Raw genomic sequence first — 15,244 nt, forward strand, 5'->3', positions numbered from 1 at the left:
GCGTCGGCGACGCAATCCTACGCGGTCGCCTGCTTCGGCCGCGCGTGCGACAACCTGCATCGCGTGCGGGGGCCTACCGGCTGCCGCATCCAGACTGACGACGCGGACTGGGGGAAGATCCGCGCCGCAGCGTCATTCGAGCAGTCCTCGCTGGAATCCGACTGCCACGGCGGCCGCGCGGTCGTTGACGTCGAGCTTGGAGTAGATGTGGAGCACATGGGTCTTGACCGTCGCCTCACTGATGAACAGCCGGACGGCGGCGTCTCGATTCGTGGCGCCTGACGCGATCAGTCGCAGGACTTCGAGTTCGCGTGCGCTGAGCGGCGACTCGGTCTCCCGCAGACGACCCATCAAGCGCATTGCGACGGTCGGCGACAGCACCGCGTCGCCACGGGCGGCCGCTTCGACGGCGCGCATGAGATCTCCGCTGGGCGCGTCCTTCAGAAGGTAGCCGGTGGCACCCGCCTCGATCGCGGGCAGCACCTCGCTCTCGGTGTCGTACGTGGTGAGCACGAGCACCCGGGTGGCGAGCCCGAGCTCGGCCATCCGCCTGATCGCTGTGACCCCGTCCATGCGCGGCATCCGCAGATCCATGAGGACGACCGCGGGCTCGAGAATGCGGGCGAGGGCGACGGCCTGCTCGCCGTCGGCGGCTTCGCCGATCACCTCGAACCGGGCCTCGCCGGCGAACATGCCTCGAAGCCCGTCCCTGACGATGGGATGGTCGTCGGCGATCAGCACCCGGATTGCCGGCTCAGTCATTCGTGCTCCTCGGGTCCGGTGGGGCTCTTGCTGTGGTCCTGGATCGGCTCGAACGCGATGATCGGGACGCTTGCCGCGATGGCGGTGCCCGCACCCGGCTCGGACTCGACCTGGAACACGCCCGCGACGCGTTCGACCCGTTGACGCATCGACGTCAGACCGAACCCCCCGCCGTCCCTCGCCCGGTCCAGCTCGAAGCCGACACCGTCGTCGCGCACGTCGAGTGAGACCAGGTCGTCCATGTACGAGAGCGTGAGAACCACCCGGCTCGGTGCGGCATGCTTGCCGGCATTCGCGAGCGCCTCCTGAGCGACGCGCAACAGCGTCACTTCGATCTCCGGATGCAGCGGCCGGGGGTCTCCGGTCGTGCTGAACTCCGCGGCGACCTCATGGAGTCGCCCCCACTGGGCCGCGACGGCCGCGATCGCCTCGGGCAACCGTGCGGCGTCGAGCTCGGAAGGGCCGATCGCGTGCACGGAACGCCGCGCCTCGGCGAGGCTCTCCCGGGCGAGCTTCGCGGCATTGTCGAGATGGCGACGCCGGACCTGCTCGCTGCCGACGTCACCGGCCCGTTCGGCGGCCTGCAGCTGGGTGACGATTCCGGCAAGGCCTTGCGCGATCGTGTCGTGGATCTCGCGGGCGATTCGCTGCCGTTCGTCGAGCACCCCAGCCTCGCGCGCCTGGATGAGGAGCTGTGCGTGCAGGCCCTCGTTCTCGCGGATCGTGTCCTCCAGCTGCGCGACCATGCGCTTGCGCTCCGCGCTGTGCGCGCTCGTGGCATCGCCGATGCTGCTGAACAGGCCGACCACCGCCACGATGGCGCCGATGAAGAAGAGGTAGGTCAGTACCGCCACGGGCGTGGGGTCAGGCAGTCCACCCGTGAAAGCCGTGATGCTGATCGCGGCCGTGGCGGTCAGCCCGACGAACCGCCACGCACCTCGCAGGTACTGCCATGAGTGCAGGTACCCGACGAAGCCGAAGAAGCCCGCGAACCACACGTCTCTCATGCAGAGAGCGGCGATGAGAAGGATGAGTCCGGCGACGTACACCGCGCCAGGGGTGCGGCGCCGGCTCATGAGCCACATCCACGCCGCCGCCAGCACCACGAGCGACAGGGTGATGAGCCGATCGATCCCGACGTGCACGCCGGTGAGCATCGCCAGGGCGGTCGACGTGGCGAGGAGCAGATATGGCGCGATGGCCATCACTCTCAGAAGGCGCTGTTCGCGTAGTTCGAGCTGCCTCGCCGTCGTCGTCACGATGATGCTCACTCCCAACGGAAGAACTTGGCCGCCGCGAGGCCGAAGACCACCGCGTAGACCGCCATGACCACCAGCAGCACGGGGTCGAGCGCGGTTCCGGCCCAGACATCCTGGAGGCTCTGACGGAAGGCGCCCAGCGGGGTGAACTCCCCGATCCTGACCAAGATAGCGGGCATCTGCGAGGCCGGCTGCATGAGTCCGGCGAGGTAGGCCATCGGGAAGTACAGGAGCACCCCGATGCCGTTCGCGGCACGACCGCTGGGCGCGAGTGCGGCGATCAGCAGCCCGACGGCGAACATCGACGCCGTGCCGAGCACGAAGACCGCGATCAAGCTCAGTGCGCTCGAGGGAAGGCTCGCGCCCAGCACCGCGGCGGCGACGGCGAGCAGCGCCCCGCAACTCACGATTGCGAGCACGAACTGCAGGGTCAGCTGCACCACCAGGAGGCTCGCCGGACGCACCGGCGTCGTGGAGAGGCGACGGAGGATGCCCTTCTCCCGGTACGTCGCGAGGGCGGTCGGCATCAGGTAGAGCCCGACGAGGCCGATGGCGATCGCGATCGCCATCGGCAGAAGCGTCGTGTCGCCCGGGCCCAGCGAGCTGCCGAACACGACAAGGATGAACAGGGGGATCACGACCGTGAACAGTGATCCTGGCTCGCGAAGGAGCAGCTTGGTCTCGACGACGGTGAGCTTGGCGGTTGCAGACATGACGGTCTCCTCGGATGCGGTCGGCGGATGCTTCGGGTCAGACGTCGAGCTCGCGCCCCGTGAGGGCGACGAAGGCGTCGTCGAGGGTGCGCTTGTCGATGCGGAGGTCGGTGACGAGCACGTGCTCCCGAGCCAGCGCCGCGGTCACGGCCGTCGCGAAGTCGTCGCGGCCGGACACGGTGACCACGGTGCTGCTGCGCTCGACGGACGCGACGCCCGGGAGGCCCCGGATGACGTCGAGGATGCCGTCCGCGGCATCCGACGGAAGCCGGAAGCGCATCGCGTGCTCGGCGTCGACGCCGTCGATCAGCTCTTCCGGTGCGGCGATCGCGACGATGCGTCCGTGGCTGAAGACGGCGACCCGGTCGCACAGTTCCTCGATCTCGTCCATGAAGTGGCTGATCAGCACGACGGTCACGCCGGAGTCGCGGATCTGCTTGACGAGCTCCCAGGTCGCGCGTCGCGCCTGCGGGTCGAGGCCCGTGGTCAGCTCGTCGAGGAAGGCGACGCGAGGGTTGCCGACCAGGGCGAGGGCGATGATGAGACGCTGCTTCTGCCCACCCGAGAGCTTCGCGAAGCGCACGTCGCGCTGCTCGGCGAGTCCCCATTCGACGAGCAGTTCGCGCCAGTCACGCGGGTTCTCATAGAACGAGGCGTAGAGGTCCAGAGCCTCCCACACCTTGAGGTTGTCGGGCAGGTCCGTGTGCTGCAACTGCACGCCGATGAGCTCACGGAGGCGTGCGCCTTCCGCGATGGGGTCGAGGCCCAGCACCCGCACCGAGCCCGAGTCGGCACGGCGCAGTCCCTCGACGATCTCGATGGTGGTCGTCTTCCCGGTGCCGTTCGGTCCGAGGATGCCGAAGATCTCCCCCTCCTCGACCGAGAAGGTGACTCCGTCGAGAACGGTGCGGCCGGCGTAGCTCTTGGTGAGTTCGATGACGTCGATGACTGGCATGGCTCAAGCATCGCGAGCTGCCGCCGCACGCCCATCGACCAGCAGGACGCCGTTCGCGCCGCCCGGGATGATCCGGGAATCCACCGATCGGTCGATGCGGATGGCGGGTCCGGTGGACTCTGTCACCGGCTCGGCGTGATGCCTGGCGTGATCTCGCTGAGCCTGGTCGTGCTGGTCGTGCTGGTCGTGGTCGTCTGCGCGAGAGGCGCGGGCGTTGAACAGGACAAACCTGTCCGGATAGGACTTACGATGTAGCGCGGGTCGACGGAGACCGCGAGAACGGAGCATCGATGGACATCTCGGCAGTGAACCCGGCACTGCGCAGCGCGACCGAGAAGGCGCCGACCGTCAATGTCGAGAACGGCGCGATGCGCTGGTTCGCGGCGACGGCATCGTCGCTCATCCCCGGCAAGCGCGTGGACGGGGTCGAGCGCCGCACGCTGCGGCGAGACGGTGTGAAGCTGCGGGTGTACATTCCCGCCCGGCCCTCCGGAGCGGGCCTGCTGTGGATCCACGGCGGCGGGCTCGTGCTGGGTGCCGCCGCGATGGACGACGTCCACTGCGGCGAGACGGCGCGCGACACCGGCGTGACGATCGTCTCGGTCGACTACCGCCTTGCGCCGCGGCATCCCTTCCCCGCAGCGATCGACGACTGCTACACGGGCTGGCAGTGGTTGCGAGACAACGCCTCGGCGCTCGGCCTCGACACCGCACGCCTCGCGATCGGCGGGCAGAGCGCGGGCGGCGGGCTCGCCGCCAGCCTCGTCCAGCGCGCGATCGACGCGGGCGACCCGGTCGTCGCGCAATGGCTGTTCTGCCCGATGCTCGACGACCGCACGGCTGCGGATCGAAGCCGGGATGCCGCCGACCACTTCATCTGGAGCAACCGGTCGAACCGCGTCGGGTGGTCGTCGTACCTGGGTGCGGCCGTCGGGGCGGAGTCGCTCCCGCCGTACGCGGCGCCGGCACGACGTGACGAGCTCGCCGGGATGCCGCCGACCTGGATCTACACCTCCGACATCGAGCTGTTCCACGACGAGGACGTCGCGTACGCGGATCGGCTCCGTGCGGCGGGCACGGACGTCACCCTCGAGGTGGTCGACGGCGCGCCGCACGGATTCGAGGCGTGGGCGCCTGACAACCCGTTGGCGCAACGGCTCTTCGCCACCGCACGCAGCTGGCTCGGGGACCACCTCGAGCCCTGAGCCTTCGGGGCCCCAACGTCACGAGTTGATACCGCCCGGCCCCATCACCGGCGTCTCGGCGCACACTGGAACACATGTGGTGGAGCTTCCTCAAGGCGCTCAAGCGCGGTGAGCACCGCGTCGCGCCGTCGACGTGGGTCGCCGCGACCGCCGCCGTCGTCTACGCGGTGTCGCCGATCGACCTGATCCCCGAGCTCGTCCTCGGGCCCCTGGGCTTCGCGGACGACCTCGGAGTCTGGAGCATCCTCGGGGTGCTCCTGCTGCGTGAGCACCACCGGTGGCACAGCCGGCTCCAGGCGCCGGCCCCGGCCACGGCGGCCTGACTACGCGGCCTCGGTCTCGGCGCGCTCCTCGTCGAGGATCTCGAGGAGGCGCGGCGCCAGGGGAGCGGTGCGCGCCACGAGGGTCGAGACGATCCACTCCGGCGCACCCGCGGGGACAGGCAGTGTGACCAGGCCCCTCGCCTGCGGCTTGCTCGCGACATGCTGCGGCACGATCGCCACGCCCAGGCCGCGCAGCACGAGGTCGAGCAGCGTGTGCACGTCGTCGACGCTGCAGCGCACCTGGCGCTCGACGCCATGCCGCTCGAAGGCGCCGTCGTTGATCGTGCGCAGCGCCCATGCCGGCCGGAAGTCCACGAAGTCGGCCCCTTGCAGGTCCTTCCAACGTGCGGGCGGCTGCTCGGCGAGGGGGTGACCGGGCGGGACCAGCAGCACGAGCGGGAGCCGGGCCAGCTCGTCCACGGCCATCGCCGGATGAGCGTCGGCGCTCGCGACGAACGCCACGTCGAGTTCGCTGACCGCGACCTGGTCGACGAGCTGGTTCGACCCCGCCTGGACGAACTGGATGTCGACGGCGGGGTAGCGGCGGTGGAAGCGCTCGAGGAGCAGATTCACGTCCACCGCCCCCAGGCACTGTTCGGCGCCGACCCGGAGCGAGCCGGCGAGCTGGTGGGACGCACGGACGACGGCGTCCCGCGCGGCGGTCGTCTGCGCGAGGATCTCGCGCGCGTGCGGCAGGAGCGCGAGGGCGGCGGCCGTCGGCTCGACGGAGCGCGTCGTGCGCTCGAAGAGCTTCGCGTCGAGCTCCTGCTCAAGACGGCGGATCCCCGCCGAGAGTCCGGACTGCGAGACGCGGCACCGCTCGGCGGCGCGCGTGAAGTGTCGCTCCTCGGCGAGGGTGACCAGGTATTCGAGCTGACGCTGCTCCACGGTGCCTCCGATGCGGATGCGGGACCGGCATCCATTCGTCATCATTCTCAATCGCAGAATATACAGTTGTTGGACTTCTTTGTCTGCAGTGCCTAACGTGGACCGCGTTGATGGAGTCGGCCGCGTCCGGCGGACTCCCAAGCTCGACCCGGGAGCGGACCCATGAAGACCATCGAACTGACCGGCATCGACCGGCCGGCACCCAACGTGGTGCTCGGCCTGATGCGCATCCAGGACTTCGACGACGACGCCGTGCGCACGCTCGTCCGCACCGCCCGCGACGCCGGCATCGACTTCTTCGACCACGCCGACATCTACGGCCGCGACCTCCACGGCTGCGAGCAGCGCTTCGCCGAAGCTCTGCAGCTCACGCCGGCGGAGCGTGCGCAGGTCACGATCCAGACCAAGGCCGGCATCGTGCGTGAGGGGCCGCATTTCGACTTCTCGTACGAGCACATCACCGAGTCCGTGGAGGGCTCGCTGCGCGCGCTCGACACCGACTACATCGACATCCTGCTGCTGCACCGGCCCGACGCGCTCGTCGAGCCCGACGAGGTCGCCCGCGCGTTCGACGACCTCGAGGCCGCGGGCAAGGTGCGGGCGTTCGGCGTCTCGAACCACACCCCGCGCCAGATCGACCTGCTGAAGAAGTCCGTGCGCCAGCCGCTCGTGGCCAACCAGCTCCAGTTGTCCATCACCCACTCGCCGACGATCGCCCAGGGCGTGGCGGCGAACATGCAGGGTGAGGAGCAGTCCGTCACGCTCGACGGCGGCGGGATCATCGACTATTGCCGCCTGCACGACATCACCGTGCAGGCGTGGTCGCCCTTCCAGGCCGGCTTCTTCAACGGCGTCTTCCTCGGCTCGCCGGACTACCCCGAGCTCAACGCCGTGATCGACAGACTGGCCGCCGTGTACGACGTGCCTCCGATCGCGATCGCCGTCGCGTGGATCACCCGGCACCCCGCGCACATGCAGGTCGTGCTCGGCACGACGACGCCCGAGCGGGTGGCCCATGCCGCTCTGGGCTCCGACATCCCGCTCACGCGCGCGGAATGGTACGAGCTGTTCCGCGCTGCGGGCTACCGCGTGCCCTGAGCTGTGCACGATGGTCCGCCCCCGCGGTAGCCGCCGAGTGACGGCGCCGCGCGGGCGGACCACTACGGTGAGGACATGCGGTGTCGCTCAGTCCTGATCGTCGGTTCGCTGCTCCTCGCCGTCTCGCTGGCCGGCTGTGCGACTCCCCGGGCGGGCGCGGCTGCCGGTGCGCCCACGGATGCCGGCGCGCCAACGGATGCCGCGGCTCCCACGCCGACGCCCGAGCTCACCGAGACCCTCGATGCCGAGGCCGCCGCCGCGCGCGCGAAGGCCCAGGCGTGGCTCGATGCGGCGAACCTCCCTCCGGGCACAGCCCCCACCGATCTCAGGTTCGGGTTCATGTCGTACACCGGTTGGCCGTGCGGCCCGGTGGAGGAGCTCTCGGGGTACTGGACGATTCCCGATATGACCGTCGTCGACGCGACCAACTGGATCAGGGAGCATCCGACCGCCGACCTCATCACCACCTCCCTCGGACCGCCGTCCGACGACATGGTCATCGAGTCGACGATCGTCGGCTACATCCCGGCACCCGGCGCGCAGGAGGGGATCGTCTACACGCTTGCGAAGTCGGGCAACGACGTCGCCGTGCGGGCCGAGGTCGCGGCGCTCACGGCGTCGGCCGTCTGCCCGCCGCTCCCCGATGGCGGACAGTACGGAGCGCCTGGCCAGGGCTGAGGCTTCCGGCGGTCCGGGCGCCGTGGTCGTCGGACGCGGTCCTACCGCGCCGTGTTGAGCTCCGCGGCCTCCTTCACGAGAGCCTCGATCGCCGGCGCGTCGACGCGGCTCTCTGCGGAGAAGTCGATCGCGCGGACGACCTTGCTGTCGAGCCGAGTGTTGAACAGTTCGCTGCCGCCCATGCTGGCCCCCTTCGAGAACGTGAGCCTCACCGCGTTCTTGAGCACGTCGATGAAGCACACGTCTCCGTCGTGGGTCCAGAACGGGACTCCTTCCGGCTTGGACGGCTTCTTGTACTTGACCGCCTCGACGGCATCCGGGTCGGCGGCCCGGATCGCCGCCCGCAGCGCGACGACCGTGTCGTGCTTCCAGCCCGGCAGCTGCGCGATGATGTCGTCGATCTGCTCGGAATCGGTCTTGTCGCTCATGGGCGAATCCTCGCGAAGACCGTCGCCGAAATCAACGGTCGTATCGGCGTGGGCGAGCAACGACGAGGGATGCCGGCGGCCGGTGCCGCCGGCATCCACTCCCTCACACGGGTCGTGCGATGATCGAGGTCGCGCGGACCGGAGACGAGGACTGATGGCTGACACGCAGGCGGGCTGGTACGACGACGGCACCGGGACGATGAGGTGGTGGGACGGCCAGAACTGGACGGAGTCGGTCCAGCCTCCGGCACCCCCGCAGCCGGGGCTGGACGGCATGATCAGCCGCGCGCAGGCGGACGCCGTCGCGGGCGCCCAGCCGCGACCAGCGCCCGCGGGCATGAGCTACGTCGTCCTGCAGGTCGTGCTGAAGGAGAAGCTCTTCGGCTCGGGGTCGGGCACCTCACCGAGCTCGAGAAGGTCATCAACGCGCAGGCGGCGCTGGGGTACCGTCTGCACACGATCAGCACGGCCTCATCCGGCAGTGGCGGCTTCGGCGGCGGCGACCGCATCCAGGCGACCATGGTGTTCGAGCGCCTCGGCTGATCCGGGACGGGGCCGGCAGATTCGGAGGGGATGGACGCATGGAGATCATCGACGGTCCCCGGATCGCCGCGAGGGCCGAGCGTGCCACCGTCGGGATCCGTCGGCGCGTTCCGTTCCGCGGGATGCTCGCCGAGCGGGACCGCATGCTGCGCGAACTGATCGGCTGGCTGGACGCGCACCGGACCGACGCAGAGGGACCGTTCTTCTTGCGTCTGCATACGGTCGACATGGCCGCCGAGATGGACATCGAGGTGGGAGCGGTGTCGTCGGCCCGGCCGGACGGGCCGGTCACGGCCGGGACGATGCCTGCGGGGCGCTACGCCGTGCTCGCATACCAGCGGCACTCGCTGCAGGCGAACCGACTGCTGCAGTCGTGGGCGGCCGAGCAGGAATTCCCGTTCGACGTCGTGACCACCGACGCGGGGGACGCGTGGGCCGGTCGCTTCGAGATCTATCTCACCGATCCTCGGACGGAGCCCCGGAAGACCCTGTGGGTCACCGAACTGGCCTTCCTCGGGCTCGGCGACTGACCACTCCGAGGCTTGACGTCGACCGTCTCTGACACCGGCGCGGCGAGACCGCATCACGAAACGGCGGGCGCCACCGTCCTGCGCACCACCGTCTTGTTCTTGCCGAGGCGCCGCTCGAACGTGAACCCGGCCTTCTCGAACATTGCGCGGGTGCCGTTATGGAGGAACGACGACGACGTCCTCTTGCCGGGCTCGACCACGTTCGGGAACGACACCACCTCGCCCCCGCCGGCCTGGGCGATCAGCTCCAGCGCGCCGTCGAGGGCCTCGCGCGCGACACCGGAACGCCGGTGGTCGCGGTCGACGAAGAAGCACGTGATCCGCCACGGCGCCGGGTTCTGCTCACCCGCGTCGTACTCCTTGCGGTGATAGATGCCCGGCAGCTCGTCGGGGCTGCCGTACTCGCACCACGCGATCGCGTCGTCGCCCTCGAACACCAGCGCGGCGTGTGCGACGCCTTCCTCCACCAGCCGCTGCTTGAAGGTCGCCCGGTCGTACTCGTCCTTGACGGTCGCGTCCGTGTCGCCGTGGAAGTACGAGCAGTAGCATCCGCCCCACACGCCGTTGTGCTTCTGCGCGAGCGCCAGCCACGCCGGGAACGTCTCGGGCGTCAGCGGCTTGATCACGTGCGTCGTCGTCCCCGCGTCACCGGTCATGGCACGCTCCTCGTGTCGGTCCTGCCATTGTGCTGTGCGCACGGCCGGTCCGCGAGGCCTGCGTCGCCTCGCCGAGGCTGGACGGGTGGATGCCGGCGGCCCCGGCATCCACCTCTCCCGAGGTTCAGCCGCAGCTGGGGCGGCAGCCGCGCTGCGTGACGGCGTCGATCAGCACCGTGCCGATGTCGGTCGGCTGCAGCGCCTGGTAGGCGGCGCCGTCGGTGGCGGCGGCGATCTGCTCCAGGGCTGCCTGGTCGGTGTCGGGGCCGTAGCCGATCGCGATGACGGCGACGGGCTTCGCGGGGTCGCGGAGCTTCTCGAGCTCGGCGAGCAGACCGGGCAAGTCGAGCCCGTCGTCGTCCTCGTTGACACCGTCGGTGTTGAGGAGGACCAGGTTGATCTTGCCGGGCTCGTACGTCTGGCGCATGTAGGTGACGGCCGCGAGCACGCTGTCGTACAGGCCGGTGCCGCCGCCGACGAGGCTGTCGAGGTTGTTGGCGGTGTCGATCGTCAGCTGCTTGTGCGCCGGATCGCCCAGCGAGCCGAAGGGGACGATCTCCTGCCAGTCCTGCCCGCCGATGCGCCGGCTGGAGAACACCCAGGTCGCCAGCGACGAATCCGCCGAGAGCGAGTTGACGGCGCGGACGGCGGCCTGCTCGAACAGGTCGATGCGGCGCATGTCGGCCGTCACCGGCTGCAGCATCGAGCCCGAGACGTCGTTGAGCGACAGCATGCGAGAGGGCGCCGTGAGCACCTGCCACGTGCGCAGCGCCTCGGCCTGATTGGCGCTGTCTGCGGCCTCGGGTGCAGCGATCGTGGTCTCGGCGTCGCCGGAGGCCGTGGCCGGCGGGCTGCCGGCGGCGTTGCGCAGGCCGTACCCCGCGAGCACGTCGCCCGCGTCGGCCATCGCGTCGGTGAGCGCCGTGACGGCGGCGGCGGTGGCATCGGACGCGTCCGCGGCGGTCACGAGCGGCACGCTCACCGCCGGCTTCACATCGGCGGGGAAGATCGGCACGAGCGGAGCGTCCGCGGACTCGTCGTACGCCTGGACCGCCTGCTCCGTGGTGACGGCGATCGTCGGCGCCGTCGCGGCCGACACCGCGTCGAGCGCGGCGGTCGCGGTGGGGACGACACCGGGGTCGAGGCCGAGTGCGAGCGCCGTGAACGTGCGCGCGTCGCCGTTGAGCGCCGTCTGCAGGGCCAGCAGGGCGGCCGAGCTCGCGGCGACCGTCGTCGGGTCGGGCAGCACGACCGCGACCGCCCGCTGCGCCAGGCTCGCGAACCCGGCACCCGCGTCGCCGAGCGCGGCGGCCGTGGGCTCCGTCGCCGCGAAGACGACCGGCGTGCTGGCGACGGGGTCGCTGACCACCAGTTCGGCCGCGTCCACCCCGGCGCGCTCGGCCTGGCCGGTCGCGCGGGCCGGCCACATCGCGGAGTCGGGCACCCAGATGTCGAAGTCCGGCTCGGCCCCGGTCGCGAGCGCCGTCGCCGTCACCGCGCTGTCCTCTGCTGTGATGGCCGCGTCGGGGCAGTCCGCGCCCATGCCGGCCGCGACGGCCGCGACGGCGTCGGCGACCCCCGGGTCCGCGGTGATGCGCAGATCGGCGGGCAGGCAGGCGCCGGCCGCTGCGGGCGGGTGAGCCTGTTCGGGGTCCTCGGATGCGCCGCGCACGAACACGACGCCGATCACGACCACCAGTGCGACGACGAGGACGCCGATGGCGCCCAGCAGAAGCAGCGAACGCCTTCGCTGCTTCGCGGCGCGCGCCTCGGCACGGGTGGGGGCGTTGTCGTTGGCGGGCGTGTTCGGCTGCACTCGAACCACTGGCACTCCGATGGACGGCGGGTGGGGAGCCCGCTTCGGGGATACGTCGTCGTATCTGGGGGAATACGGCACCGTATGTTGGGGGGATACTTCGACGGAGTATAGGCGAGGTCTGCGCAGACCCGAAACGACCACCTCGTCGCGGCTCGACCTGTGCAGAGGGGATGCCGGCGGCCCCGGCATCCCCTTCTCCGATGTCGCTGCTGACGGCGGGTCAGCTGCGCTGCACGTAGTGGCGCACGGTGAGGTCGCGCTCGACGAGGAACCGATCGTCCTCGGGATAGTAGACGGCCCGGTCGATGTCGTCGCCCGCGAAGGCCCGGATGCTGTCGAAGCCGTCCCACCGCGAGACGGTCAGGATCTCGGTCAGGCCGTCGGGCAGCTCACGGGTCAGGGTCCACGCGTCGCGGTTGCCGGGAGTGGCCCGGTACTCCTCGACGCCGGTGCGCTCGACGTAGTCGACGTACTCGTCCCGGTCGGCCGTGCGGATGACTCCGCGCCACATGCGGACGACCGCGTACTCCTCGCTCATGCGGACCATCCTGCACGCCCGGGATGCCGGCGACCAGAGCCCGACGGACTCGCGAGGGTCCCGGCATCCCTCGTCACCCTCGCACGCCTCGCCTACGCTGTGAGCACGACGGAACGAAGGAGTCGAGGTGTCTCTTCACGACGCGCACCACGTCCCGGACCATGTTCCGGATGCTGACGAGCCGAGCATCCCGGAACTGGAGGAGGACGAGAACGTCGCTCCGCGCCCGGAGGAGGAGATCGCCGACCTGCTGCGGGCGGAGCCCGATGTCGAGGATCACCGCCGGCATCCCTGACGAGCACCGGCCCGTCAGGGATACCCGCGGGTCAGGCCTCTGAGTTGATCTGGTCCACGACGTCGTCGGCCGACTTCTCGATGGCCTCGCGGAGCTTCTCGTAGTCGTCGGAGTCGATGGCCTTGCTGATGCGCTTGTCGGCGCGCGCGAGCGCGTTCTCGACCTTGTCGGCCCACTTGTCGTCGACGACCGCGACGACGGCGGAGGTTCCGGGGGCGAGGTACTCGTCGACGTCGACGCCGAACTTCTTCTCGTCGCGGTTCTTCTTGATCTTGCCGAGGATGGCGCCGATGCCGGCGCCGACCGCCGTCGCAGCGAGCAGCGGCGGGGCGAACAGCCCGACCACCACGCCCGCTCCGGCACCCCACGCGGCACCGTGGCCGACCGTCTTGTCGCCGTGCTCGTGCACCTGCACCTTGCCGTCCGTGCCGCGGACGAGCACCACGGCGCCGATCACTTCGTAGCCTCCGGCGTCCTGACCGCCGCGCAGCGCCTGGTAGTCGTCGGATGCTGCGGAGGTGTCGTCGTACGATCCGACCACCAGCGCGAGGTTCTTCGTGCCCATCGATAGCTCCTTCGGTTCATGCCCGAAGCGCCGGCCCAAACGCCCCCACTGCTCCGCTTCAGGACGGTGCTGCGATCGTAGCGCCGGAAGCGTTTCCGCGGGAGTTTTCAACTGCCGTTCGTGAAGTATTCTGAGGGCGCTCAGTCCGGGTCGGACGGGTCGATCGGGGCGTGGTGGTCGAACGCGGCGGTGCCGCGCTTCCAGTACCCGTTCACCGACACCTGCTCGGCCGGGAGGGCGAGCGTGCGCTTGAGGTGGCGGCGCAGGGGGATGAGGGTGGATGCCTCGCCTGCGGCGAACAGGAAGGTCGCGGGATCCACACCCACGGCATCGACCGCCGGCACGAGGGCATCGGGATCATCGGGTGGCAGCAGGTGCATGCGCACGTCGTCGCGGCCGGAGGTCGAGGAGACGTACTCGGCGACCCACGAGCCGTCACCGGCGGTGACGGCGATCAGGTCGACCGTGGTCGTCGCGGGGACCTCGGCGGCCCAGCGGGTCGCGGACGGCAGCGCGGTCTCGTCGCACACCAGCACGAGGCGTGCCGCACCCTGCGGCGCGCCGCGCGAACCGCGCGGTCCGACGACCACGAGCTCGTCGCCCGCCTGCGCGCGGCTCGCCCAGCCCGACGCGGGTCCGGGTGAGGGGTGCAGATAGAAGTCGATGTCGAGCGCGACGCCGTCCGTCGTGCGGGTCACGCGCAGCGGCGTGAAGTCGCGGGCGAGCGTCGGGCCGTCGGGACGCACGATGCCGTCCTCGCCGGGGCCGGCCGCGGTGGGTGCCACGAGTTCGCCGGAGCCGGGGTCGGGGAAGAACACCTTCACGTGGTCTGCCGGACCGCCGCTCGAGAAGTCCGCGAAGTCGGGCCCCGTCAGCCGCACCCGCAGCAGCACCGGCGCGACCTGCTCCACCGCGATGACGCGGCCTCGACGCGCGGTGAAGCGGTTGCGGCCGCCGGCGCGGAAGAACGGCGACGCCGCATCGGGACCCTGCGAGCGCGGGGCGGCGGCGGGAGTGGTCGAGGCGTCCGTCATGTCATTCTCCTTCGGCCGCGCGGCGGCGGCGTCGTCCAGCATTCCAGCACCGGCTATGCACTGGCGCAGAGTGGATGCCGGCGGGTCAGTATGAGGCGCGTTCGGCGCCGGGGCGGGTGGGGATGAACCTGGCGGCGAGGGCTTCGGTGCTGCGGGCGAGGAGCGACACGTCGGCCGCGACGGCGACGAATGCTGCGCCCGCGGTGATGTAGGCGTCCGCGGCGGCGGGGTCGAAGGCGTTGACGCCGACGGGGGTGCCGGCGGCTCGCACCGCGGTGAACGTGCGTTCCACGGCGGCGATGACGTCGGGGTGGGTCTGCCGGCCGAGCAGGCCGAGGGAGGCGGCGAGGTCGGCGGGGCCGACGAAGATGCCGTCGACGCCGTCCACGGCGGCGATCTCCGCGGCGTTGGCGACCGCCTCGGCGGACTCGATCTGCACGAACAGCGACACGTGCTGGTCGGCGTGGGCGAGGTAGTCGTCGACGCGGTTCCAGCGGGCCGAGCGGGACAGTGCGGAGCCGACGCCGCGCCGTCCGTGCGGTGGGTACCGGACGCCGGCGACGAGCTCGCGGGCCTGCTCGGCGGTGGCCACCATGGGGACGAGCACGTTCTGCGCGCCGAGGTCGAGCACTTGTTTGAGGATCACGTCGTCGCCGTACGGCACCCGCACGACCGGCGTGACCGGGTAGCCGGCGACGGCCTGCAGCTGTTGGAGCACGGACTCCAGCGTGTTGGCGGAGTGCTCCATGTCGATGAGCACCCAGTCCACGCCCGATCCGGCGAGGATCTCGGCGACCAGCGGCGACCCGGAGCAGGCCCACAGCCCGATCAGCGTGCGGTCTGACGCGTCCAGGTGGTCCCGGAAGGTCTGGTTCAGACGAAGCGGCATTCGATCACTCCCATGGGTCCGTAGTCGCAGTGCACGGTATCGCCTTGCTGCACCCACATGGGGCGG

The 15,244-nt window shown here is 70.5% G+C and carries 18 protein-coding genes; 6 read left to right on the plus strand and 12 right to left on the minus strand.

From position 1 onward, the window contains the following. Positions 1-132 precede the first annotated feature (132 nt). From ACFWJ8_RS09685 to ACFWJ8_RS09700, 4 genes are read right to left on the minus strand one after another with little or no spacing between them, the layout of a single operon-like run. Positions 133-762 (minus strand): response regulator, encoded by a 630-nt coding sequence (locus ACFWJ8_RS09685; RefSeq protein WP_378810924.1) that lies wholly within the window; start codon positions 760-762, stop codon positions 133-135. Continuing rightward, complete coding sequence (locus tag ACFWJ8_RS09690; RefSeq protein WP_378810925.1) at positions 759-2,021, minus strand: sensor histidine kinase; 1,263 nt, start codon at positions 2,019-2,021, stop codon at positions 759-761. Before ACFWJ8_RS09690 ends, ACFWJ8_RS09685 begins: the two co-directional genes overlap by 4 nt. An 8-nt stretch (positions 2,022-2,029) precedes the next feature. Further along, positions 2,030-2,734 (minus strand): ABC transporter permease, encoded by a 705-nt coding sequence (locus ACFWJ8_RS09695; protein WP_378810926.1) that lies wholly within the window; start codon positions 2,732-2,734, stop codon positions 2,030-2,032. A gap of 37 nt (positions 2,735-2,771) precedes the next feature. Then, the gene (locus ACFWJ8_RS09700) at positions 2,772-3,689 is read right to left on the minus strand and encodes an ABC transporter ATP-binding protein (RefSeq protein WP_378810928.1); all 918 of its coding nucleotides are present in this window, start codon (positions 3,687-3,689) and stop codon (positions 2,772-2,774) included. A 290-nt stretch (positions 3,690-3,979) separates the two neighbouring features. Between ACFWJ8_RS09700 and ACFWJ8_RS09705 the strand changes: the two genes are divergently transcribed. Beyond that, a complete protein-coding gene (locus tag ACFWJ8_RS09705; protein ID WP_378810930.1) occupies positions 3,980-4,894 on the plus strand; it encodes an alpha/beta hydrolase in 915 nt (304 codons plus the stop codon). Between the two features lie 74 nt (positions 4,895-4,968). Continuing rightward, on the plus strand, positions 4,969-5,217 hold the full coding sequence (locus tag ACFWJ8_RS09710; protein WP_378810932.1) for a YkvA family protein: 249 nt from the start codon (positions 4,969-4,971) through the stop codon (positions 5,215-5,217). On the opposite strand, the gene ACFWJ8_RS09715 is transcribed toward ACFWJ8_RS09710, so the two are convergent. Beyond that, on the minus strand, positions 5,218-6,105 hold the full coding sequence (locus ACFWJ8_RS09715; RefSeq protein WP_378810934.1) for a LysR family transcriptional regulator: 888 nt from the start codon (positions 6,103-6,105) through the stop codon (positions 5,218-5,220). 162 nt (positions 6,106-6,267) lie between these two features. Here ACFWJ8_RS09715 and ACFWJ8_RS09720 point away from each other — a divergent pair, with 162 nt between their 5' ends. Together ACFWJ8_RS09720 and ACFWJ8_RS09725 are read left to right on the plus strand one after the other, a co-directional pair. After that, the gene (locus ACFWJ8_RS09720) at positions 6,268-7,203 is read left to right on the plus strand and encodes an aldo/keto reductase family oxidoreductase (protein WP_378810935.1); all 936 of its coding nucleotides are present in this window, start codon (positions 6,268-6,270) and stop codon (positions 7,201-7,203) included. A gap of 75 nt (positions 7,204-7,278) precedes the next feature. After that, complete coding sequence (locus ACFWJ8_RS09725; RefSeq protein WP_378810936.1) at positions 7,279-7,881, plus strand: hypothetical protein; 603 nt, start codon at positions 7,279-7,281, stop codon at positions 7,879-7,881. A gap of 41 nt (positions 7,882-7,922) precedes the next feature. On the opposite strand, the gene ACFWJ8_RS09730 is transcribed toward ACFWJ8_RS09725, so the two are convergent. Continuing rightward, positions 7,923-8,309 (minus strand): DUF1801 domain-containing protein, encoded by a 387-nt coding sequence (locus ACFWJ8_RS09730; RefSeq protein WP_378810937.1) that lies wholly within the window; start codon positions 8,307-8,309, stop codon positions 7,923-7,925. A gap of 581 nt (positions 8,310-8,890) precedes the next feature. Here ACFWJ8_RS09730 and ACFWJ8_RS09735 point away from each other — a divergent pair. Continuing rightward, entirely contained in the window at positions 8,891-9,382 is a 492-nt protein-coding gene (locus tag ACFWJ8_RS09735; RefSeq protein ID WP_378810956.1) for a hypothetical protein, read from the plus strand. Positions 9,383-9,435: 53 nt separating this feature from the next. Here ACFWJ8_RS09735 and ACFWJ8_RS09740 read toward each other — a convergent pair whose 3' ends face one another. From ACFWJ8_RS09740 to ACFWJ8_RS09750, 3 genes are all read right to left on the minus strand, one after another. Further along, positions 9,436-10,038 (minus strand): GNAT family N-acetyltransferase, encoded by a 603-nt coding sequence (locus ACFWJ8_RS09740; protein ID WP_378810938.1) that lies wholly within the window; start codon positions 10,036-10,038, stop codon positions 9,436-9,438. 124 nt (positions 10,039-10,162) lie between these two features. After that, positions 10,163-11,863, minus strand: a complete 1,701-nt coding sequence (locus tag ACFWJ8_RS09745; protein ID WP_378810939.1) for a VWA domain-containing protein — start codon at positions 11,861-11,863, stop codon at positions 10,163-10,165. A 214-nt stretch (positions 11,864-12,077) separates the two neighbouring features. Continuing rightward, on the minus strand, positions 12,078-12,395 hold the full coding sequence (locus ACFWJ8_RS09750) for a hypothetical protein (protein ID WP_378810940.1): 318 nt from the start codon (positions 12,393-12,395) through the stop codon (positions 12,078-12,080). A gap of 127 nt (positions 12,396-12,522) precedes the next feature. Between ACFWJ8_RS09750 and ACFWJ8_RS09755 the strand changes: the two genes are divergently transcribed. Further along, positions 12,523-12,690 (plus strand): hypothetical protein, encoded by a 168-nt coding sequence (locus ACFWJ8_RS09755; RefSeq protein ID WP_378810941.1) that lies wholly within the window; start codon positions 12,523-12,525, stop codon positions 12,688-12,690. A gap of 31 nt (positions 12,691-12,721) precedes the next feature. Here the strand turns inward: ACFWJ8_RS09755 and ACFWJ8_RS09760 are convergent, their stop codons facing one another. The 3 genes from ACFWJ8_RS09760 to ACFWJ8_RS09770 form a co-directional block, all read right to left on the minus strand. Next, the gene (locus ACFWJ8_RS09760; RefSeq protein WP_378810943.1) at positions 12,722-13,255 is read right to left on the minus strand and encodes a DUF1269 domain-containing protein; all 534 of its coding nucleotides are present in this window, start codon (positions 13,253-13,255) and stop codon (positions 12,722-12,724) included. A gap of 140 nt (positions 13,256-13,395) precedes the next feature. Next, positions 13,396-14,289 carry a siderophore-interacting protein gene (locus ACFWJ8_RS09765; protein ID WP_378810944.1) on the minus strand — a complete coding sequence of 298 codons (894 nt, stop codon included), beginning with the start codon at positions 14,287-14,289 and terminating at the stop codon, positions 13,396-13,398. An 85-nt stretch (positions 14,290-14,374) separates the two neighbouring features. Next, on the minus strand, positions 14,375-15,178 hold the full coding sequence (locus ACFWJ8_RS09770; protein ID WP_378810945.1) for an HpcH/HpaI aldolase/citrate lyase family protein: 804 nt from the start codon (positions 15,176-15,178) through the stop codon (positions 14,375-14,377). Between the last annotated feature and the right edge of the window lie 66 nt (positions 15,179-15,244).

This window comes from Microbacterium sp. NPDC058389, assembly GCF_042722305.1.
In the GTDB taxonomy this organism is placed as follows: domain Bacteria; phylum Actinomycetota; class Actinomycetes; order Actinomycetales; family Microbacteriaceae; genus Microbacterium.